Source organism: [Actinomadura] parvosata subsp. kistnae, assembly GCF_900323885.1.
Taxonomy (GTDB): Bacteria; Actinomycetota; Actinomycetes; order Streptosporangiales; family Streptosporangiaceae; genus Nonomuraea; species Nonomuraea composti.
Map to the genome: position 1 here is coordinate 33,682 of NZ_OOHJ01000032.1, position 20,532 is coordinate 54,213.

Sequence of the window (20,532 nt, forward strand, 5' to 3'; positions counted from 1 at the left end):
AGCTCCTGTTCATCCGCCCGTATACCGGCAAGTGGGGGCATACCGGTAGGGGATTACGCGGATCGTAGAAGCGCTTTTATCGATGGTCAAGCATAAGTCCGTCGGCTTCCGCCCTAACTGGCGCCGGTCAGGCCGACAACGCCTGGTCCACGGCCTCCGGCGACAACATGTGTTCGATGATCATCACTGCTGCGCCGACCACCCCCGCCCGGTCGCCGAGGTCGCTGACCCGGATGCTCAGGTGCTGGGTGGCCAGGGGCAGGGACCTGCTGTAGATCACCTCTCGAAGCCCGGCGAGCAGGTGCTCGCCCGCCCCGGCGAGGTCGCCGCCGATCAGGATCATGGCGGGGTTGAAGAAGTTGACGATGGAGGCCAGGACGACCCCGACCTCCCGGCCCGCCTGCCGGACCAGCCGGATGGCCTCGGTGTTGCCGGCGCGCACCAGGCGTACGACGTCGCGGCTGTCGGCGGCCTCCTGGCCCGCCGCACGCAGGCGTGCGGCCAGCGCCGCGCCGCCCGCCACGGCTTCCAGGCAGCCGATGTTGCCGCAGCGGCACACGACGTTCTCCTCGGACGAGGGCACCCGGATGTGGCCGATGTCGCCCGCCGCGCCCTGTGCGCCGCGGTGCAGGCTGCGGCCGCTGATGATGCCGCAGCCGATGCCGGTGCCGATCTTGACGTAGACCAGGTGCTCGGCTCCGGATCGCCCGGCCCAGTATTCGCCGAGCGCCATCATGTTGACGTCGTTGTCGACCAGGACGGGGACGCCGAGCCGGGCGCCGAGCCAGTCGGGCACCGGGAAACCGTCCCAGCCGGGCATGATCGGCGGGTTGACCGGCTTGCCGGTGTCATGCTCCACCGGGCCCGGCAGGCCCACGCCGACTCCGCACACGTCGGTGAGACGGCGGTCGCACTCGGCGAGCAGCTCGCGGAAGGTGTCCACGAGCCAGGTCAGCACGGTCTCAGGGCCGCGGGCGATGGGCATCTCCGCTTCCCGCTCGGCCAGCGTCGTGGCCGCCAGGTCGGTCACGGCGAGCCTGGCGTGCGTCGCGCCCAGATCGGCCGCGAGCACGATGCGTGCGCTGCTGTTGAAGGTGAACGCCGTCGCCGGGCGGCCGCCGGAGGAGATCACGTCGTCGGCCGGCACCACCCAGCGCTGACCCAGCAAGGCGTCGAGGCGGAGGGACACCGTCGACCGCGCCAGGCCGGTGAGCTCGACCAGCTCGGCACGGGTGCGTGCGCGCCCGTCACGGAGGAGGGCGAGCAGCGCCCCAGCTCCCACCGCCGGGCTGCTTGTGCCGGTCAGCACGCTCTCAGTCAACAGCGCTCCCTTTCGTCGAGATGCACGCTTCCTATGATCCCTCATGGGTCATTATGCCATTTACGCTTCAACTTTTGCTTGACCATCGTCATAAGTGCGCTCTAGCATCCCGCAATATGGAGGACATAAGCCGGAAACCGGATGATGCTCCGCGTGTAGGGATCATCGGCACCGGTTTCATGGGCCGGGTGCATGCCCGCGCCGCGCGCATGGCGGGAGCAACGATCGCGGGGGTGGCCGGGTCGCGCTTGGAGAAGGCGCAGCAGGCCGGCCTGGGTGCTGCCAAAGCCTTCGCCTCTGCCGATGAGCTCATCGAGTCGGGCGAGATCGATCTGGTGCACATCTGCGCCCCCAATCATCTTCACGCCCCGTTCGCGCTCAAGGCGCTGTCCGCCGGACTGGCGGTGATCTGCGAGAAGCCGCTCGCGACGGACGCGGCGAGCGCCGCCCTCATGGCGGAGCGGGCGGCCGAAGCGGGGCTGGTCGCGACGGTGCCGTTCGTGTACCGCTTCCACGCCATGGTCAGGGAGGCGCGGCAGCGGATCGCCCGCGGCGACGTCGGCAGGATCAGCCTGATCCAGGGCAGCTACTTGCAGGATTGGCTGCTGCGCCCGGACGACGACAACTGGCGGGTGGACGCGGAGCTGGGCGGGCCGAGCCGGACGTTCGCCGACATCGGCTCCCACTGGTGCGACCTGGCGGAGTTCGTCACGGCCGACCGCATCACCGGCGTCTGCGCGCAGGTCGCCGTCGTTCAGCCGGCGCGCGGGAGCACGTCGCCCGTCGTGACGGAGGACGTGGCGACCGTCCAGTTCCGCACCGCCTCCGGCGCCGTCGGCACGCTGGCCACGAGCCAGGTCTCCCCAGGCCGCAAGAACCGCCTGTTCCTCGAGGTCTCGGGCACCGAGGCGAGCCTCGCGTTCGACCAGGAACAACCCGAGCTGCTCTGGGTCGGCGACCGCGGCGGATCCCGGACGCTCATGCGCGACCCCACGATCCTGTCCGCGGCGGCCCGGCCGTATTCGCCGCTGCCCGCCGGTCACCCTCAGGGCTACCACGACTGCTTCGACGCCTTCGTCGCCGACACCTACGCCGCGCTCCGTGGCGAGCACCGTGACGGGCTGCCGGTGTTCGCGGACGGCGCCCGGGCCGCCGCCATCTGCGAGGCCGTCCTGACCTCGGCGCGGACCGGGAGGTGGACCGAGTGCTGAGCATGCGCGGTATCGGCAAGAGCTTCCTGGGCGTACGGGTGCTGTCCGGCGTCGACCTGGACGTGGCGGCCGGCGAGGTGCACGCCGTCGTCGGCGAGAACGGCGCCGGCAAGTCCACCCTCATGAAGATCATCTGCGGGGTGCACGCGCCGGACGAGGGCACGATCGAGATCGACGGGCGGCCCGTCTCCTTCGGCCATCCCCTCGACGCGCAGCGCTCCGGCATCGCGATCATCTACCAGGAGTTCAACCTGCTGCCCGAGCGCACCGTCGCCGAGAACGTCTTCCTCGGCCGCGAGCCGGTCCGGCGCGGGCTGGTCGACCGGACCGCCATGGACGCGGCGACCGCCCGGCTGCTCGACGAGCTGGGCGAGAGCTCCTTCGGCCCGCGTGACGCCGTCAAGCGCCTGTCGGTGGCCCAGCAGCAGGTCGTGGAGATCGTCAAGGCGCTGTCGGTGAACGCCAGGCTCGTCGTCATGGACGAGCCCAGCGCGGCGCTCGCCGAGCACGAGGTCGAGCTGCTCTACCGGCTCATCGGACGGCTGCGGGAGCGCGGGGTCGCCGTCGTGTACATCTCCCACCGATTACGCGAGGTGTTCGACCTCGCCGACCGGGTCACCGTGCTCAAGGACGGCGCGCGCGTCACCACGGTCCCGATCGGCGAGGTGTCGTCCGACGAGCTGATCCGCCTGATGGTCGGCCGCGATCTCGGCACCTACTTTCCGGCACGGTCGTCGGCGACCGGCGAGGTACGGCTCAGCCTGCGCGGCGCCGGCAACCACAAGCTGCGCGACATCGACCTGGAGCTGCGTGCCGGGGAGATCGTCGGCATCGCCGGCCTGCAGGGGTCCGGCCGGTCGGAACTGGCCAAGGCGATCTTCGGCGCGGAGCCGTTCACGACGGGCGAGATGACACCGTCGCGTCCCCGCTCGGTGCGGGAAGGCGTGGCCCTCGGCATCGGTCTCGTCACCGAGGACCGCAAGGCCGAAGGGCTCGCGCTGCGCCAGTCCGTGCGGGACAACGCCCTGCTCGTCGCGCGTGCGCTGGGCGCCAAGGGCCGTGACGGCGTCGGCGGCCTGCTCGAACGGGTGCGCCTGTCGCCTCCGCGCCAGGAGCAGGAGGTGCGCTACCTGTCCGGCGGCAACCAGCAGAAGGTCGTGCTGGCGAAATGGATGACGATGGCGCCGCGGGTGCTGCTGTTCGACGAGCCGACCCGGGGCGTGGACGTCGGGGCCAAGGCCGCGATCCACGACCTGATGCGCGAGCTGGCCGACGACGGCATGGCCATCATGATGATCTCGTCCGAGCTGCCCGAACTGATCGGCATGAGCGACCGCGTCGTCGTCCTGCGGGACGGCCGGATCGCGGGCACGCTGCCGGCCGGCCCTTCGGAAGAGGCCATCATGCGCCTGGCCGCGGGAGAGGTGACCTGAATGGACACCCTCTCACGCGGTCGCCGTCCCGCCCTCGGCGGCGAGGCACGAGGCGGCCTGGCGGCCCGGTTACGTGAGCCCACGTCCGTGGTGTTCCTCGCGCTCTTCGGCCTGATCGCCGTCGGCTGGGTCCTCGTCGCCCTGGACGGCGGCCAGTTCCTGACCACGGAGAGCATCGTCGGGATCCAGCAGCGTTCGGCGGCCCTGGGCATCGTGGCGATCGGTCAGACGCTGGCGATCCTGGCCGGCTCGCTGGATCTGTCGGTCGCCTACCTGATCAGCCTGACCTCGCTGGTCGCGGCCGAGATCATGGCGGGCCAGGACGGCAACATCCTGCCCGCGGTCGCCGCCGTGCTGGCCGTCAGCGCCCTGGTGGGACTGGTCAACGGGCTCGTCATCACCCGGCTCCACGTGCACGCCTTCATCGCCACCCTCGGCGTCGCCCTGATCATCAGGGGCATCGTGGACCACCTGTACGACGGCCCGGCAGGCAAGGTGCCCGAGTCGTTCCAGTTGCTGGGATACTCCCGGATCGGGCCGATCCCCGTCTCCGCCCTGCTCTGGGCGGGCGTGGCCGTCGTGGCCTGGTTCCTGCTGAGCCGGACCCGGCTGGGCTACCGCGTCTACGCCGTCGGCGGGAACGAGGAGGTCGCCCGGCTGTCCGGGATCCGCACCAGCCGGGTCATCGTGCTCACGCACGTGCTCTGCTCCATCTGCGCCGGCGTCGCGGGCCTGCTGCTGGCCAGCCGGCTCGGCGCCGGGGCGCCCACGGTGGGCACCGACGGCGGCTACGACCTGGAGTCCATCGCCGCGGTCGTGCTCGGCGGCACCGCGCTGGCCGGCGGCAAGGGCGGCGTCGCCGGGACGGTCGGCGGCGTCCTGCTGCTGGCCGTCCTGGACACCATCTTCAACCAGCTCGAGGTCAACTCCTTCGTCAAGGACGTGGTCCGCGGCGTGGTCATCGTCATCGCGGTGGCCGTCTACGCCCGGCGTATCAAGGGACGGTCGGCATGAAGCGGGCACTTCCCATCCTCGTGGTCCTCGTGGTGCTGCTGGCCGCGATCGCCATCGTCAATCCGCACTTCCTGGAGCCCGCCGGGTTCCTGGCGTTCCTCAAGCGGGCCGCGCCGCTGGTGATCCTGGCCGCCGGGCAGTACTTCGTCATCGTCTCCGGCGAGTTCGACCTGTCAGTCGGGTCGCTGGTGACGGCCGAAGTGGTGATCGCCGCGCGGCTCATCGACGGCGACGAGTCCGCCACCTGGCCGGTGCTCGCGCTGCTGATCGTCATCGGGCTGCTCGTGGGGCTGGTCAACGGGGTGGTCACCACCAAGCTGCGGGTGCCGTCGTTCATCGTGACGCTCGGCATGCTGCTCGTGCTGTCCGGAGCGGTGTTCCTGTGGACCGGCGGCGCGCCGCGCGGCGCGCTGTCGGAAGGCTTCCGGACGTTCGGCCGCGGCGCGCTCGGGCCGGTGCCGTGGTCGGTGCTGATCCTGCTGGCCGTGGGCGCGGCGGCGATCTGGCTCATGCGCGCCGACTTCGGCAAGACGCTGATGGCCACCGGCGACAACGAGCGCGCCGCCGCGCTGTCCGGGGTGCGGGTCGACCGGGCCAAGATCTTCGCGTTCGTGCTGTCCGGGCTGGCGGCGGCCGTCGCGGCGATCCTGCTGGGCGGGTTCGCCGGGGTGTCGGCGCAGGTGGGGCAGGGGCTGGAGTTCTCCGCCATCACCGCGGTCGTCCTGGGCGGCGTGGCGCTGGGCGGCGGGCGCGGCTCCGTGCTCGCCGCCATGGCCGGCGCCTTCACGCTGGAGGCGCTGTTCACCCTGCTCAACCTGTACGGGATCTCCGGGGCGCTGGAGTTCACCGTGCAGGGCGTCATCATCATCGCCGCGGTCGCGGCGGGAGCCGTCCGACTTCCCTGGAAGTTCACCCCCCGAAGAGGAGACGCCCATGCCGCCTCGTAAGGCCGCAGTCGCCGCGTTCGCCGTTCTCGCCCTCGCCGCCTGCACCACGGACAAGCCGGCGGCCACGACTCAATCCGCCGCGTCCGCCCCGAGCGCCAGCGAGAGCGCCCAGGGGTCGGGCACCGGCGCGCAGTCGAAGTTCTTCGTGCAGGCGGACTTCGACGCGCAGCTCGCCATGCGCTCCCAGACCCCCGAAGGGCCGGCGAACAAGCCGTGGGAGCAGGCCATCGCGCCGAAGATGATCGACACGGCGAAATACAAGAAGGACGGGCCGTACCACCTGTGTTTCTCCAACGCGGCGGTCAACAACCCGTGGCGGCAGGTCGGCTGGAAGACGATGCAGGCCGAGGTGGGCCTGCACAAGGAGATCAGCAAGTTCACCGCGCTGGATGCCGAGGGCAAGGACGACAAGCAGATCTCCGACATCGCCGAGCTGCAGGCCAAGGGCTGCGACGCGTTGATCGTCTCGCCGAACACCACCGCGACGCTCACTCCGGCCGTGACGGCGGCGTGTGAGAAGGTGCCCGTGATCGTGTTCGACCGGGGGGTGCAGACCGACTGCCCGGTGACGTTCATCAAGCCCATCGGTGGCTACGCCTTCGGCGCTGATGCCGCCGAATTCCTGGTGGAGAAGGTGCCGGCCGGGGGGAAGGTGCTGGCGCTGCGCATCCTGCCCGGCGTGGACGTGCTGGAGACCCGCTGGTCGGCGGCCAAGGTGGTCTTCGACAAGAGCAAGGTCCAGGTGGTCGGGGTGGAGTTCTCCGACGGTGACGCCGCCAAGACCAAGAGCATCGTCAGCGACTACATCCAGCGCTACGGCAAGATCGACGGCGTCTGGATGGACGCGGGCGCCACGGCGGTGGCGGCGATCGAGGCGTTCGAGGACGCGGGTCTGCCGGTGCCGCCGATCAACGGCGAGGATCAGCAGGACTTCCTGCAGAAGTGGAAGGACGCCGGTCTGACCGCGGTCGCGCCGACCTATCCGACCTACCAGTGGCGCACGCCGGTGATCGCCGCGCTGAAGATCCTCAAGGGTGAGCAGGTGCCCCAGACGTGGAACCTGCCGCAGCCGAAGGTCACCGGCGAGAACCTGGCGACCTACCTGAAGCCGAACATGCCGCCGCTGCACTACGCGCTGTGCGGCTGCGAGGACCTGCCCGGCTTCCCCGAGGCGTGGGGCGGCAAGAAGGGCTGACCGGCTCCTCGCGCGAGAGCCGGCCGCGAAGAGCCGGCCGGCTCCTTCCGCCCCTGCGACGACGAAGAGGGATGCCATTGTTCTCCATCGGAGTGAACACCTGGGTCTGGGTCTCCCCGCTGACCGACGACGACCTGGCGCGGCTCGCCCCCCGCATCGCCGGGTGGGGCTTCGACGTCATCGAGCTGCCCGTCGAGCAGCCCGGCGACTGGAGCCCGGACAAGGCCGCGGCGCTGCTGGCCGAGCACGGGCTGGCCGCGTCCGTGGTGCTGGTCATGCCACCGGGCCGCGAGCTCGTGGCCGCCTCCCCGCAGACCGTCCGCGACACCCAGGACTACCTGCGGCACTGTGTCGACGTGGCGGTGACCGTCGGCTCCCCGGTGATCGCCGGGCCGGCGTACGCGTCGGTCGGCCGCACCTGGCGGCTGTCACCGGACGAGCGCCGCCAGGCCTACGCCGAGCTGCGCGAGAACGTGCGGCCCGTCCTGGACCACGCGGCCGAGCGCGGGATCACGCTCGCGGTCGAGCCGCTCAACCGGTACGAGACCAGCCTCATCAACACCGTCGAACAAGCACTGGAGGCGCTGCCCGACGACTGCCACCTCGCACTTGACACCTACCACCTGAACATCGAGGAGAAGGACCCCGCCCAGGCGGCCCGGACGGCGGCCGGCCGGATCGGGCACGTGCAGGTGTGCGGCACCGACCGCGGCACACCGGGCGCCGACCGCTTCGACTGGCCCGGCTTCACCCAGGCGCTGCACGAGGCCGGCTACCAGGGGCCGCTCGTCATCGAGTCCTTCACCGCCCACAACCAAAGCATCGCCACCGCCGCCTCCATCTGGCGGCCCCTCGCAGCAAGCCAGGACGCGCTGGCCACCGACGGCCTCACCTACCTGCGCACCCTCTGACACCGCTCACCCGTCCGGCCCCGGGCCACCTGACGCTCGCTCGCGTGCGCCCCCAGCGGCGCGCCTTCCCAGCGGCGTTCCTTCACACCTCGTTCCGAGGTGTCGCCACACCCTCCAGGAGATTCGCCATGCGACGATTTCTCACTGCCCTCTTACTCCCCGCCTTGTTACTGGCGCTGACGCCGGCTCCCGCCCACGCGACCGGCGCCCTCCACGGTTTCCGCGCCCTGCTGTTCACCAAGGCCGCGGGGTACGTGCACGACTCCATCCCGGCCGGCATCCAGATGGTGAACGAGCTGGCCGCCACCCATGACTTCGAGGTGGTGCAGAGCGCCGACTCCTCGGTGTTCAACGACACCGACCTGGCCACGTTCGACGTCCTGATCATGCTGCAGAACTCCGGCATGGTGTGGGAGAACGACGCCCAGCGGCAGGCGCTGCAGAAGTTCGTCCGGTCGGGCAAGGGCGTCGTGGCCATCCACAACGCGCTCGACATGGGCATCGAGAACGAGTTCCCCTGGTGGGACGAGCTGGTCAACGGCGGCGCGCACATGCCGGCGCACTCTCCCGGCACCCTCCAAGGGCTGGCCAAGGTCGTCGACCGCGTGCACCCCTCCACCAAGAACCTCCCCCAGCGGTGGCGGCGCGCGGAGGAGTGGTACAACTTCGCGCCGAACCCGCGCGGCAACGTGCACGTCCTGGTCGCCGCGGACGAGACGACCTACAACCCCGGATCCTCCGCCATGGGTCCTGACCACCCGATCTCCTGGTGCCGCCAGGCCGAGGGCGCCCGGGTGTGGGCCACCGCCATGGGGCACGAGCCGGCCGCCTACGCCGAGCCGGAGTTCCGCGAGCACGTCCTCGGCGGCGTCGAGTGGGCGGCCGGCGCCCAGCCGGGCGACTGCGGCGGCACCGTGTGGAGCAGCTTCGAGAAGGTCGCCCTGGACGACAACACCAGCAATCCGATGGAGCTGGACGTCGCCCCCGACGGGCGGGTGTTCTACGTGCAGCGCCAGGGCGAGGTGAAGATCTACAAGCCCGACACCCACATGACCGTCACGGCCGCCACCCTCAACGTCTACACCGGCGGCGAGGACGGCCTGGTCGGCATGGAACTCGACCCGAAGTTCGCCCAGAACGGGTGGATCTATGTCTACTGGTCGCCTGCCGACAGCGCCCAGGACGTCAACCGGCTGTCCCGGTTCACCGTGCAGGGCGACACCATCGATCTGAGCACCGAGAAGAAGATCATCGAGGTTCCCGCCTATCGCGCCCGGACGTATCCCGAGCCCGGCCACACCGGCGGCGCGGTCGAGTTCGGCCCTGACGGCAGCCTCTACCTGGGCGTCGGCGACGACGTCCCGCCCAACCTGTCGCCCGACTGGCAGGGTTACGCGCCGCTCGACTGGCGGCCCGGCCAGCACATGCTGGACGCCGCCCGCACCGCGGGCAACACCAACGACCTGCGCGGCAAGATCCTGCGGATCAAGCCGAAGGGCGACGGCGGCTACGACATCCCGGAGGGCAACCTCTTCCCGCCGGGTACCGCGAAGACCCGGCCCGAGATCTATGCCATGGGCTTCCGCAACCCCTTCCGGTTCACCGTGGACGCCAAGACGGGTTACCTGCACATGGCCGACTACGGCCCGGACCGGGGCGCCCCGCCACCGACCGCGGCCCCGAGGGCCTGGTGGAGTACAACGTCATCAAGAAGCCGGGCAACTTCGGCTGGCCGTTCTGCCACGGCGACAACCAGGCGTACGCGCCGTACAACCCGGACACCAAGGAGGTCGGCGCCAAGTTCGACTGCGCCGCCCCGGTCAACGAGTCGCCGAACAACACCGGCCTCACCGAGCTGCCGCCGATCGAGAAGCCGGTCATGTGGTACGGCTACGGCACCTCCCCGGCCTTCCCCGAGCTCGGCTCGGGCGGCGCGGCGCCGATGAGCGGCCCCGTCTACCGCTACGACGCCGCCAACCCCTCGAAGACCAAGTTCCCCGCCTACTTCGACGGCGTGAACTTCTTCTACGAGTGGGCGCGCCACTACGTCAAGGAGATCCACCTCGACTCCGACGACCAGGTCCTCAAGATCAACGACTTCCTGGGGACCACGCCCTTCCTCAAGCCGATGGACATGACCTTCGGCCCGGACGGCTCCATGTACCTGCTGGAGTGGGGCACCGACTTCGGCGGCGGCAACAACGACTCCGGCCTCTACCGGATCGACTACGCGGCCGGCGCCCGCTCGCCGGTGGCCAAGGCCACCTCCTCGCGGGTCGACGGCGTCACCCCGCTGACCGTCGAGTTCGACGCCTCCGGCAGCTACGACCCCGACGGCGACTCCCTCACCTACGCCTGGGACTTCGACGGCGACGGCACCGTCGACTCCACCCAGGTCAAGGCCACCCACGTGTACGAGACCACCGGCCGGTTCACCGCCCAGCTCAAGGTGACCGACAGCACCGGCAAGGAGGGCTTCGCCAACATCGAGATCACCGCCGGCAACAGCCGGCCGACGGTGACCATCGAGACCCCGCTGAACGGCACGCCGATCCAGTTCGGCCAGGACGTCCCGTACAAGATCAAGGTCACCGACCCCGAGGACGGCGAGATCGACTGCGCCAAGGTCTTCCTCAACCCGGCGCTCGGCCACGACGACCACGAGCACGAGACCGTGGAGATCCCCGGTTGCGAGGGTGTGGTCAACACCGGCGACCTCGGCGGCCACCCCGACGGCGCGAACCTGTTCTACGTCCTCAACGCCCACTACACCGACGGCTCGCGGGAAATGCCGCTCACCGGCCGCGCCAAGGCGGTCCTGCAGCCGATGCGCAAGCAGGCCGAGTTCTTCAACGCCCAGGCCGGCGTGCGGGTCATCGACGAGCCGGGCGCCGAGAGCGGCAAGCGCATCGGCGACATCAGCAACAACGACTGGATCTCGTTCACCCCGATGAACCTGCACGCCGTCAAGGGCGTGAACTACCGGCTGTCCAGCCCCACCGGCGGCGGGCTGATCGAGCTGCGCGCCGAGTCCCCCACCGGCCGGCTCCTGGCCAGCAGCTCCGTCCCCAGCACGGGGGGCTGGAACAACTACCAGCAGACCCAGACCGTCCCGGTGGCGGCGGACGCGACCACCTCGACGCTCTACGTGGTGTTCAAGAACTCCGCCAACAACGCCTTCGACCTGGACGCCGTCCAGTTCGTGGGCGAGGCCCCGCCTCCGGCGATCGAGCCGGGCGTCTACACGGTCACCGCCCAGCACAGCGGCAAGAACGTGACCACGGAGAACGCGTCGACCGCGGACAACGCCAAGCTCGTCCAGATGGGCGGCACCGAAGACCCCATCCAGCGGTGGGAGCTGATGACCGCGCCCGGCGGCTACCAGCTCAAGAACGCCGGCAGCGGCAAGTGTGCCGACGTTCCGGGCGGCACGGCCACGCCCGGCACCCAGCTGGTCCAGTGGACCTGCCACGCCGACGGCAGCGCGGACGCTCCCAACCAGTACTTCACCGTGGTCCCGACCGGCGGCGGCGAAGGGCTCTTCCAGATCGTCTCCGCCAAGACCGGGCTGTGCGTCGACATCAACGGGGTCTCCCAGGCCGACGGCGCCGCGGTGATCCAGTGGAACTGCTCGGCCGCGCCGAACCAGACGTTCCGCTTCACCAAGGCCGGCGGCGGCCCGGCCGACCAGACCGCGCCGACCACCACGGCGAAGCAGAGCCCGGCCGAGCCGAACGGCAAGGACGGCTGGTACAGCGCCGCTCCCGTCGAGGTCACCCTGACCGCGGCGGACGAGGAGAACGGCAGCGGCGTGGCCGCCACCGAGTACCGCCTCGACGGCGGAGCCTGGAGCGCGTACAGCATGCCGCTCACGGTGAGCGGTGACGGGGCCCACACCCTGGAGTACCGCTCGCGGGACGGCGCGGGCAACGTCGAGCAGACCCGCTCGCTCACCCTCAAGATCGACACGACCGCTCCGCGGACCACCGCCTCGTTCGCCCCGCCGGGCGAGAGCGGATGGAGCAAGGACTCGGTCCCGGTCGAGCTGGCCGCGCAGGACGCCCACTCCGGCGTCAAGCTCATCGAGTACGCGCTCGACGGCGGCGAGTGGACGGCGTACGCGGGAACGCCCGTGGTGGTCAACGGCGACGGTGAGCACGAACTGCGCTACCGCACGACCGACACGGCGGGCAACCGTGAGGAGGAGAAGGCGGCGGTGCTGAAGATCGACGGCACCAAGCCCATCCTGCTCGTGTCGGGCGTGGCCGACGGCGAGGTGTACGGCGACTCCCAGGACGTGGTGATCACCTGGGAGGCGGTGGACGCCACCTCGGGCGTCCGCACCACGACCGGCACCCTCGACGGCGCCCCGCACACCTCGGGATCGGTGCTGCCGCTGTTCACCCAGACGCTGGCCGCGCACACGGTCGCGGTGACGTCAACGGACAACGCCGGCAACGCCGTGACCACGTCGGTGCGGTTCAACGTCACCACCTCGCTGCGGGACATGCAGAACCTGCTCGATCGGTTCCGGGCCACCAGCTGGCTGCCGGCGGCCGCACACGACAAGCTGACCAGGAAACTGACCCAGGTCCGCAAGGCCGAGGCCTCAGGCAAGGACGACCGAGCGGTGCGGCTCCTCGGCGAGTTCAAGAAGCTCGTCGCGGACGGGAAGCTCGTCCCGCGCGCCGACGTACGCCAGGTGCTCACCCGCGACGCCGACAAGATGATCTCGGTCATCGGCGGCTGACCACCGAACACCCTCAAAGGCCGCTGCCCCGCTCCGAGCGGGGCAGCGGCACCGGCGTGCTGTCACGCGCGGCGCCGGCCGGGCAGCGTTCGTACGGGCCCGTCATGGACCGCGCAACTCCATGGTGTCGGCGCGCTGTGCGGCGGCGAGGTGCTCCTTCAGCGGCAGAGCGGTGTCCCCGGCCGTCGTCCGTGGCAGGGAGATGCCCTCGGCGAGAGCCCGGCGGACGGCGAGGAAGTCGGCGGGGCTGTTGACGCACTCGGCGGCGACCAGCCGTGAGCCGCGGTAGCGCAGCGCCGTGTGCTGTCCCGGGCGCCGGCCGGGACGGAGGACGACCTCGTCGTCCGGGCGGGCCAGCCCGGCGATCTGCAGCTTGAGCCTTCCCTGGTCGGACCAGAACCAGGGGACGCCGCGGTAGGGGCGGTCCAGGCCGGCCAGCGTGGCGGCGGCCGAGGTGGCCTGCTCGACGGCGTTGTCGACGCTCTCCAGCCGCAGCCGTGAAGCGTCGTGCGACCAGGGGGACGGGTCGGGCGGGTTCGCGCAGTCGCCTATGGCGATGGTGCGGCCGTCGGAGGCCAGGGAGCGGGCGTCCACGACGATGCCGTCGTCGCAGCGCAGCCCGGCGGCGCGGGCCAGCTCGTCGCGGGGCCGGGCGCCCACGCCGACCACGACGAGGTCCGCGGGCAGTTCCGCGCCGTCGTCCAGCTCCACCGCGGCGACCGCCCCGTCCGTGCCGCGCAGGCGGACGGGGCGCAGTCCGGTGCGGACCTGTATGCCGGCGGCGCGGTGCGCGGTCGCGACGATGTCGGCCGTGGCCGTGCTGACGACGCGGTTCATCAGGGCGGGCGCGGCTTCGACCACGGTCGCCGGAATGCCGGCCGCGGCGGCGGTGGCGGCCACCTCCAGGCCGATGAAGCCGCCGCCGATGACGACCACGGCGGTGGCGGTGGCCAGGCGCCCGGCGAGGGCCTGTGCGTCGCGGACGTCGCGGAGCGACAGCACGCCGTCGAGGCCCGCGCCCTCGATCGGCAGGCGGCGGGGGCGCGCGCCGGTGGCCAGCACCAGCCGGTCGAACCTCCAGCGGTGGCCGGTGGCGGAGGTGGCCGTGCCCGTGCCGTCGCCGGCGAGGTCGATCCGGTCGATGTGCTCCCCGGTCACCAGGTCGATGCGTTTGTCCGCGTAGAAGGCGGCGCTGCGCAGCGCGAGGGAGGCGAGCGGGGCCTCGCCTTTGAGGAACGCCTTCGACAGCGGGGGCCGGGCGTAGGGGGCGTGCGGTTCCTGGCCGACGAGGGTGATGGGGCCTTCCCAGCCCAGGTCCCGGGCGCTGCCGGCGAGCTGCACGCCGGCCTGGCCGGCGCCCACGATGAGCAGGTTCACAGCTGGGCTTCCGGGACGGTCACGTGGACCTCCTGGCCGTCGCGCAGGATGAGCTGGCAGGACAGGCGGGAGTTGTCCTGGCGTTCGGTGGCGGCGCAGTCGAGCATCTCGTCCTCGTCGTCGCCGACGGGGGCGAAGTCGTCGGCGTTCTCCTCGGCCAGGAAGACGTGGCAGGTCGCGCACGACAGCGAGCCGCCGCACTGCCCGACGATGCCGGAGACGCCGTTGCGGACGGCGGTCTGCATGACCGAGTCACCGGCGGCCGCTTCGATCACGTCCTGGCGGCCGTCGGGCTGGGTGTAGAACACTTTCGGCAAGGTGCTGTTCCTCGCGTTCACCAGGTGACGGGCAGGTCGGTCATCGGCTGGGTCAGCACGTCGTGGCGGACCACGGGCTCGCCCGCCAGCCGCAGTCGTGGCAGCCGCTTGAAGATCTCGGCCAGGCCGACCTGCAGCTCCATGCGGGCCAGCGGCGCGCCGAGGCAGTGGTGCATGCCGTAGCTGAGCATCAGGTGCGGGTTGTCGGTCCTGGTGATGTCGAAGCGGCCCGGGTCCGGTACGACGTCGGGGTCGTGGTTGGCGGCGCCCGGGTCCATGCTGACCGCTTCCCCGGCGGCTATCAGCTGCCCGTCGATGACCACGTCCTCCGTCGCGACGAACGGCACCAGGCCGCCTCCGCCTCCTACGGGGCCGCCCATCATGAAGCCGCCGTGGCGCAGCACCTCTTCGGCGGCCGTGGGTGCCAGGCCGTCCGGGTCGGTCAGGAACAGCTCCCGCTGCTCGTCGGAGCGCAGCAGCGACAACACGCCGGTGGTCAGGAAGTTGGCGGTGTTGTCGAAGCCCCCGACGATGAGCAGGAACGCGATGGGCAGGATCTCGGCGTCGGTGAGCGTCTCGTCGCGCTCGTGGGCGTGGGCCAGGGAGCTGAGCAGGTCGTCGCGGGGTTCGGCCCGCCGCTTGGCGATCAGGTCGGTCATGTACGCGGCCAGCTCGCCCATGTCGGCGGCGATCTCCTGCTCGGACTTCCCGGCCACCGACAGGGTGGAGGAGCTCCACCGCTCGAACTTCTCCCGGTCCGACGAGGGCACGCCCAGCAGCGAGCTGAGCATCTCGATGGGCAGCGGCACCGCGTACTCGGCGACGAGGTTGCGCACGCCGCCCCGCGCGATCATGCCGTCGATCAGCTCGCCTGCGAAGGCGACCGCCGAGTCGCGCATGTCGCGCACGCGCCGCGGCGAGATCGCCTTCTGCACCAGCTTGCGCAGCCTGGTGTGCTGGGGCGGGTCCTCGAACTGCAGCGTCGTGCGCAGGAAGTCGGGGAAGGGCACGAAGAACGGCACCTCCCGCTCCCCCGTGCGGAACGGCTCGCGCACGAAGCGCCGGTCGCTGAGCATCTGCCGGGCCGCCCGGTTGCGGTGCACGATCCAGACGTCGCCGCCGTACGGCATGGTGACCTTGGTCATGGGGCGGTCGGCCATGAGGCGCCGCAGGTGTTCCACGGCCTCGGCCGGGGGCCGGGGCGCGAAGGGGAACTCGATGGGGGTGGTGGTCATCATCTCTCCGTCGAGGTCAGGGTGATGGTTTCCGGTCGCGCCTGCGGGGTGAGGGCCATGATGTCGCCGAACCGTTCGGCCACCGTCTCGATGGTCAGGCCGGGCTCGTGGATGCCCTCGGTGGTGACGACGGCGAGCCGGTTGACGGTGCCGCCTGCGGCGTTGAAGACCTCGCCGCTCACCCGGCAGGAGGGGTGGGTGAGGTAGGCGGCCACGGGGGCCACGTGCTCGGGCAGGAGCTGGGTGCGCAGGTACTGCATGACGTCGGGGGACAGCGAGTCGGCCGAGTTCTCGGCCATGCGGGTGCCGGCTCCGGGCGCCAGGGCGTTGACCAGCACGCCGTGCGGGGCGCCCTCGATGGCGAGGTTGCGGGTGAGGGCGAAGACGGCCCCCTTGGAGCTGCCGTAGTGGGTCATCAGCGGGTTGCCGAGCATCGCGGCGGAGACCGTGTTGACCACCCGGCCGGTGCCGGAGGCGATCAGGTGCGGCCAGGCGGCGCGGCAGAGGTACAGCGAGCCGAAGAAGTGCACGTCGAGGTGGCGCCGGTACTCCTCGATCGGGATCTCGTCGAAGTGCCCGGTCCGGACGATGCCGGCGTTGTTGACCACCGCGTCGAGCCGGCCGTACGCGGCCAGGGCGGCTTCGACCACGGCGGCGGCGCCGTCCTCGGTGGCGACGTCGGCGCGGCAGGCGACGGCTCGCCCGCCGGCGGCGCGGATCTCGGCGGCGACGCCGGCGGCCGGGTCGTCGCCGTCGATGCCGGAGCCGTCCACGCGGGCGCCGAGGTCGGCGACGACGACGGCGGCGCCGCGGGCGGCCAGCAGCAGGGCGTGCGCCCGGCCGATGCCGCGCCCCGCGCCGGTCACGACGACGACGCGGTCATGGAAGGAAAGCAGGTCCACAGTGGATCCCTTCTCGGTCATGGGCGGTTCGCCCCGCCGCTCGCCCGGACCGGGACCTGCCAGATGGTGCCGCGGCGGTTGCGCCGGGACTCCTCCCAGTCCATGACGTCCAGGCCGGCGCAGATGTACAGGGTGCGCCGGTCGGCGCCGCCGAGCACGCAGGCGGGCGGCAGGGCCGCGGCGGGGTCGAAGGGCACCACGTCGGTGATGGCGCCGCCGTCGGCGAAGCGCGCGACGGCCACCCCGGGCATTCCTGCCCAGACCCCGCCGTCGTCGTCCAGGCAGATGCCGTCCGGCAAGGAGGGCGTCTCGGCGAAGACGCGCCGGCCGGTCAGGCGGCCGTACTTGTCGCGGTCCAGCACGGTGATGCGGTTGGCGAACGCCTCGGCGGTCAGCACCCGGCTGCCGTCGGCGGTGATCGCGATGCCGTTCGCGCCGGACATGCCGCCCAGGTCGGTCAGGGCGTGTGCGGTGCCGGCGCGCTCCACGACCAGCAGCGGCGAGTCGCGCGGCTCCTCCCCCTGGAACAGCTCGAAGCCGAGCTGGGTGACGTAGGCGCGGCCGTCGCCGTCCACGACCATGTCGTTGATCGGCCCGCTCGCCAGCCCCCGCAGGTCGGCGTGGACGGTGACCTGCTCGCCGTCGAAGGCCAGGACGAGCCGCTCGTGCATGGAGGTGACGATCAGCCTGCCGTCGGGCAGCCAGCCGAACCCGCCGGGGATGACCTCGGTGCCGTTGACCGACGTGCGCCGCGACAGGTCCAGGACGGTGTGCGGGGTGCCGTCGTCGTCCAGGCGGACGATGCGGTGCGCGTACATGTCGCTGAACCACAGCGCGCCGTCGTGCCAGCGCGGGCATTCGGCCCAGGTGTAGCCGCTCGACAGCTGTTCGGCGGCCAGCACGCGGGCGTCTGCGAACGGATCGGCCACGGGTTCTCCTACGTCAGAAGGGCAGCGGGTGGGCGAACTTGGCGCGCAGCAGCGCGCCGATCTCGGCGACGGCGAGCCGGCCTCGGGCGAGGTGGTCCGACTGGGCGAGGAAGCCGTGGTAGGTGCCGGGGTAGCGGGTGTGGGTGGTCTGGACGCCGGCCTCGCGCAGCCGGCGGGCGTAGCGCTCGCCCCAGTCCCTGATCGGGTCGCACGCGGCCGTCACCACGATGGCCGGCGGCAGCCCGCTCAGGTCGGCGGCGTAGGCGGGGATGCGGTAGGGGCTGTCCGGGTGGCCCTGCCCGGCGTCGGCGTTCTCGTTGAGGAACAGGACGTCGTCCCGGCTGAGGATCGGCGCCCGCGCGTACCGCGCCATCGACCGGGCGGCCAGGTCCCGGTCGAGGCCGGGGTAGGCGAGCACCTGGCAGCTGATCGCCGGTCCGCCCCGGTCCCGCGCGGCCAGGGCGACCGCCGCCGCGAGGGTGCCGCCCGCGCTGTCGCCGGCGACGGCCAGCCTGTCCGGGTCGATGTGCAGGTCGGCGGCGTGTTCGGCGGTCCAGACGGTGGCGGTGTAGGCGTCGTCGAACTGGGCGGGGGGCGGCGACTCGGGCGCGAGGTGGTATCCGACCGACACCACCGTGGCGCCGCTGTGCCGGGCCAGGTGCCTGGCCAGCGGCTCGAAGGAGTGGTTGGAGCCCAGGCACATACCGCCGCCGTGGAAGTAGACGAGCACCGGTGCGCGCTCGTCGAGGGTGGGGCGGTGGACGCGCAGCGGGATCTCCCCCCACGGCCCGTCGATCAGATGGTCCTGGGTGACGGCCATGACGGGCAGGTCCGCGGGCAGCGGCATCGTCTCCATGGCGTGGCGGATCGCGGCCAGGCCGCGCTCGCGCATGGGCGGCACGCCGGCCAGGGCGGCGGCGATGGCGGCGGCGTCCGGGTCCAGCTCGGCGGGCGAGGTCATGAGGCGGGGACGGTGAACTCGCCCTGCGGCAGGCGCGGGGCGCGGCGGCGGGTCAGGGTGTCGGCGCGCTCGGCCATGGCGTCGGCGACGAAGGGCTGCGACAGCAGGTAGAACTCGTCCGCGGCGGCCTGGTCGAAGAACACCCGGGCGGCGTCGATGGGGTCCATCGCCTGGGCCTTGATCCGCAGCATGGCCGCGCGGTGGTCCTCGGCGGCGGCGACGTCTCCGTCCTCGACGGCGCCGGCGGACTCGAAGATGTTCGAGGCCACGGCGCCGGGCAGAACCGCCTGGACGTGGACGTGGTGTCCGTGCCCGGCGAGCTCGACCTCCTGGCGCAGGCATTCGGTGAGCGCCAGGACGGCGTGCTTGCTCATGATGTACGGCGCCTGCAGCGGGGCGGCGCCGACCCCGCCGATGGACGACAGGTTCCACACCCACGAGCGGCCGGGCTCGGCCATCATGCGCGGCAGGAACGCCTTGATGCCGTGGAAGACGCCGCTGATGTTGATCGACACCAGGCGCTCCCAGTTGGCGACGGGGGTGTCCCACAGGTAGCCGAACTGTTCGACGCCGGCGTTGTTGACCAGGAGCCTGACCGGACCGGCGTCCCGGAAGGCGGTCGCGGCCAGGCGCTCGACGGCGTCGGGGTCGCGCACGTCGCAGACGACGTCGAGGGCTCGGCCGCCGTGCCGCTCCAGTTCGGCGCGCAGAGCGGCGATCGCGGCGGCGTCGACGTCGGCGAGCACGACCGTCATGCCGACCTCGCGGGCGGCGTACCGGGCCAGGCCGGCGCCGATGCCCGCACCGGCGCCGGTGATGACGGCGACGCCGCCGCCGAACAGGTCCTTGGGCGTGCTCATCGCAGGCTCCCTTCACGCTCGGCGACGATCTCGCGGATGGCGCGCACCACGGGCTCGAAGGTGCTGCCGGGTCCCGCGCTCACCGGGGCGTCCATGTTGTTGTGGCAGATCGCGACCGCGAGCCGGTCGCGCAGGTCGGCCCAGGCGACGGAGCCGCCCGCGCCGGGGCTGTAGATGACGGAGCGGTGATCGCCCACGAGCGGGTCGGAGGCGCCCGGCTCGCCGCCGAGCCAGAACCCGTTCGCGCCGAACCACACCGGGATGGTCAGCACCCGGTCGGGGGCGTGCGGGTCCGTGCGTGGGCGGGTGAACGTGGCGACCCGGCCGGGCGACAACAGGCGGACGCCGTCGAGCTGCCCGCCTTCGGCGAGCATCGCGAAGATCCTGGCCACCGCGTTCGCGGTGGCGATCGCGCCGGCCCCGGGATCCACGGCCTGCTGCATGACCGGCTGGTTGTGCACGTCGGAGCCGGGGAAGACGGCCTGTGGGCTGATGTCGTGCTCGTCGGTGATCGCGAACGTGTTGCCGCCGTACAGGGTGGCCACGCGTGCGAGGTCGTCATCGGGGACGCCGAGGTGGAAGTCGGTGACGCCGAGCGGCGCGCAGATCTCCTCGGCGACGAAGACGTCGAAGGGCCGGTGCGCCGGATCGGTGCGGCGTACGACCTCACCGACGATCCAGCCCCAGACCAGGACGTGGTAGGCGCTGGTCGTGCCCGGCTCGTACAGCGGGGTGAAGGCGGCGATCCGGTCCGTCATCCACTCCCAGTCGGCCAGCAGCTCCGGGGTGACGCCTGCGGGCATCTGCGGGATGCCCGCCCGGTGCGACAGGGCCTGCTCGACCGTGATGGCCTGCTTGCCGCCCGCGGCGAACTCCGGCCAGTACCGGGCGATCGGCGCGTGCAGGTCGACCAGGCCGCGCTCGGCCTGCAGGTGGAGCGCGGTCGCGGTGACGCCCTTGGTCACGGAGAACACCGGGAACAGGGTGCGCTCGTCGACGGGCGCGCCGGTGGCGGTGTCGGTGACTCCGGCGACCGCGTCGGCGATCAGCTCACCGCGGTGGTAGGCGGCCACGGCGATGCCGATCTCCCCCAGGTCAAGCGCGCGATCAAGAGCCTCGCCGAGGCGAGGATCGGTGGTGGTCATGTGCTGTCCCCCTGCGGTGAGCGG

General features: G+C 71.7%; 17 protein-coding genes. 8 read left to right on the top strand and 9 right to left on the bottom strand.

The genetic code is table 11. The features are described from left to right. Nucleotides 1–127: 127 nt before the first annotated feature. Nucleotides 128–1,321: an ROK family protein gene (locus tag KIS93_RS60670; protein WP_230466145.1), complete on the bottom strand. Its 1,194-nt coding sequence runs from the start codon at nucleotides 1,319–1,321 to the stop codon at nucleotides 128–130. Between the two features lie 116 nt (nucleotides 1,322–1,437). Between KIS93_RS60670 and KIS93_RS60675 the strand changes: the two genes are divergently transcribed. The 8 genes from KIS93_RS60675 (at nucleotide 1,438) to KIS93_RS67065 (ending at nucleotide 12,782) form a co-directional block, all read left to right on the top strand. Further along, nucleotides 1,438–2,532, top strand: coding sequence for a Gfo/Idh/MocA family protein (locus tag KIS93_RS60675; RefSeq protein WP_080038473.1), 1,095 nt, complete (start codon nucleotides 1,438–1,440; stop codon nucleotides 2,530–2,532). A gap of 2 nt (nucleotides 2,533–2,534) precedes the next feature. Beyond that, nucleotides 2,535–3,965 carry a sugar ABC transporter ATP-binding protein gene (locus tag KIS93_RS60680; RefSeq protein WP_080046709.1) on the top strand — a complete coding sequence of 477 codons (1,431 nt, stop codon included), beginning with the start codon at nucleotides 2,535–2,537 and terminating at the stop codon, nucleotides 3,963–3,965. After that, nucleotides 3,966–4,979 carry an ABC transporter permease gene (locus KIS93_RS60685; protein ID WP_080038472.1) on the top strand — a complete coding sequence of 338 codons (1,014 nt, stop codon included), beginning with the start codon at nucleotides 3,966–3,968 and terminating at the stop codon, nucleotides 4,977–4,979. Then, entirely contained in the window at nucleotides 4,976–5,926 is a 951-nt protein-coding gene (locus KIS93_RS60690; protein ID WP_080038471.1) for an ABC transporter permease, read from the top strand. Before KIS93_RS60685 ends, KIS93_RS60690 begins: the two co-directional genes overlap by 4 nt. Continuing rightward, the gene (locus tag KIS93_RS60695) at nucleotides 5,913–7,121 is read left to right on the top strand and encodes an ABC transporter substrate-binding protein (protein ID WP_080038470.1); all 1,209 of its coding nucleotides are present in this window, start codon (nucleotides 5,913–5,915) and stop codon (nucleotides 7,119–7,121) included. The genes KIS93_RS60690 and KIS93_RS60695 overlap by 14 nt, the downstream gene beginning before the upstream one ends. 77 nt (nucleotides 7,122–7,198) lie before the next feature. After that, nucleotides 7,199–8,032 carry a sugar phosphate isomerase/epimerase family protein gene (locus tag KIS93_RS60700; RefSeq protein WP_155127020.1) on the top strand — a complete coding sequence of 278 codons (834 nt, stop codon included), beginning with the start codon at nucleotides 7,199–7,201 and terminating at the stop codon, nucleotides 8,030–8,032. A 128-nt stretch (nucleotides 8,033–8,160) separates the two neighbouring features. Beyond that, a complete protein-coding gene (locus KIS93_RS64185) occupies nucleotides 8,161–9,978 on the top strand; it encodes a ThuA domain-containing protein (protein ID WP_222108152.1) in 1,818 nt (605 codons plus the stop codon). A gap of 212 nt (nucleotides 9,979–10,190) precedes the next feature. Continuing rightward, nucleotides 10,191–12,782 (top strand): OmpL47-type beta-barrel domain-containing protein, encoded by a 2,592-nt coding sequence (locus tag KIS93_RS67065; RefSeq protein WP_246005568.1) that lies wholly within the window; start codon nucleotides 10,191–10,193, stop codon nucleotides 12,780–12,782. A gap of 102 nt (nucleotides 12,783–12,884) precedes the next feature. Here the strand turns inward: KIS93_RS67065 and KIS93_RS60710 are convergent, their stop codons facing one another. From KIS93_RS60710 to KIS93_RS60745, 8 genes are read right to left on the bottom strand one after another with little or no spacing between them, the layout of a single operon-like run. Continuing rightward, a complete protein-coding gene (locus tag KIS93_RS60710) occupies nucleotides 12,885–14,159 on the bottom strand; it encodes an NAD(P)/FAD-dependent oxidoreductase (protein WP_155127018.1) in 1,275 nt (424 codons plus the stop codon). Then, on the bottom strand, nucleotides 14,156–14,467 hold the full coding sequence (locus tag KIS93_RS60715) for a 2Fe-2S iron-sulfur cluster-binding protein (RefSeq protein ID WP_230466476.1): 312 nt from the start codon (nucleotides 14,465–14,467) through the stop codon (nucleotides 14,156–14,158). Before KIS93_RS60715 ends, KIS93_RS60710 begins: the two co-directional genes overlap by 4 nt. A gap of 26 nt (nucleotides 14,468–14,493) precedes the next feature. Then, nucleotides 14,494–15,714, bottom strand: coding sequence for a cytochrome P450 (locus KIS93_RS60720; protein WP_222108153.1), 1,221 nt, complete (start codon nucleotides 15,712–15,714; stop codon nucleotides 14,494–14,496). Continuing rightward, the gene (locus KIS93_RS60725) at nucleotides 15,711–16,613 is read right to left on the bottom strand and encodes an SDR family NAD(P)-dependent oxidoreductase (RefSeq protein WP_222108154.1); all 903 of its coding nucleotides are present in this window, start codon (nucleotides 16,611–16,613) and stop codon (nucleotides 15,711–15,713) included. Before KIS93_RS60725 ends, KIS93_RS60720 begins: the two co-directional genes overlap by 4 nt. 17 nt (nucleotides 16,614–16,630) lie before the next feature. After that, nucleotides 16,631–17,542, bottom strand: coding sequence for an SMP-30/gluconolactonase/LRE family protein (locus KIS93_RS60730; RefSeq protein ID WP_080038465.1), 912 nt, complete (start codon nucleotides 17,540–17,542; stop codon nucleotides 16,631–16,633). A gap of 13 nt (nucleotides 17,543–17,555) precedes the next feature. Beyond that, complete coding sequence (locus KIS93_RS60735; RefSeq protein ID WP_080038464.1) at nucleotides 17,556–18,503, bottom strand: alpha/beta hydrolase; 948 nt, start codon at nucleotides 18,501–18,503, stop codon at nucleotides 17,556–17,558. Then, the gene (locus KIS93_RS60740; protein ID WP_080038463.1) at nucleotides 18,500–19,363 is read right to left on the bottom strand and encodes an SDR family NAD(P)-dependent oxidoreductase; all 864 of its coding nucleotides are present in this window, start codon (nucleotides 19,361–19,363) and stop codon (nucleotides 18,500–18,502) included. The genes KIS93_RS60735 and KIS93_RS60740 overlap by 4 nt, the downstream gene beginning before the upstream one ends. Beyond that, nucleotides 19,360–20,508 (bottom strand): serine hydrolase domain-containing protein, encoded by a 1,149-nt coding sequence (locus KIS93_RS60745; protein WP_080038462.1) that lies wholly within the window; start codon nucleotides 20,506–20,508, stop codon nucleotides 19,360–19,362. The genes KIS93_RS60740 and KIS93_RS60745 overlap by 4 nt, the downstream gene beginning before the upstream one ends. Nucleotides 20,509–20,532: the final 24 nt, after the last annotated feature.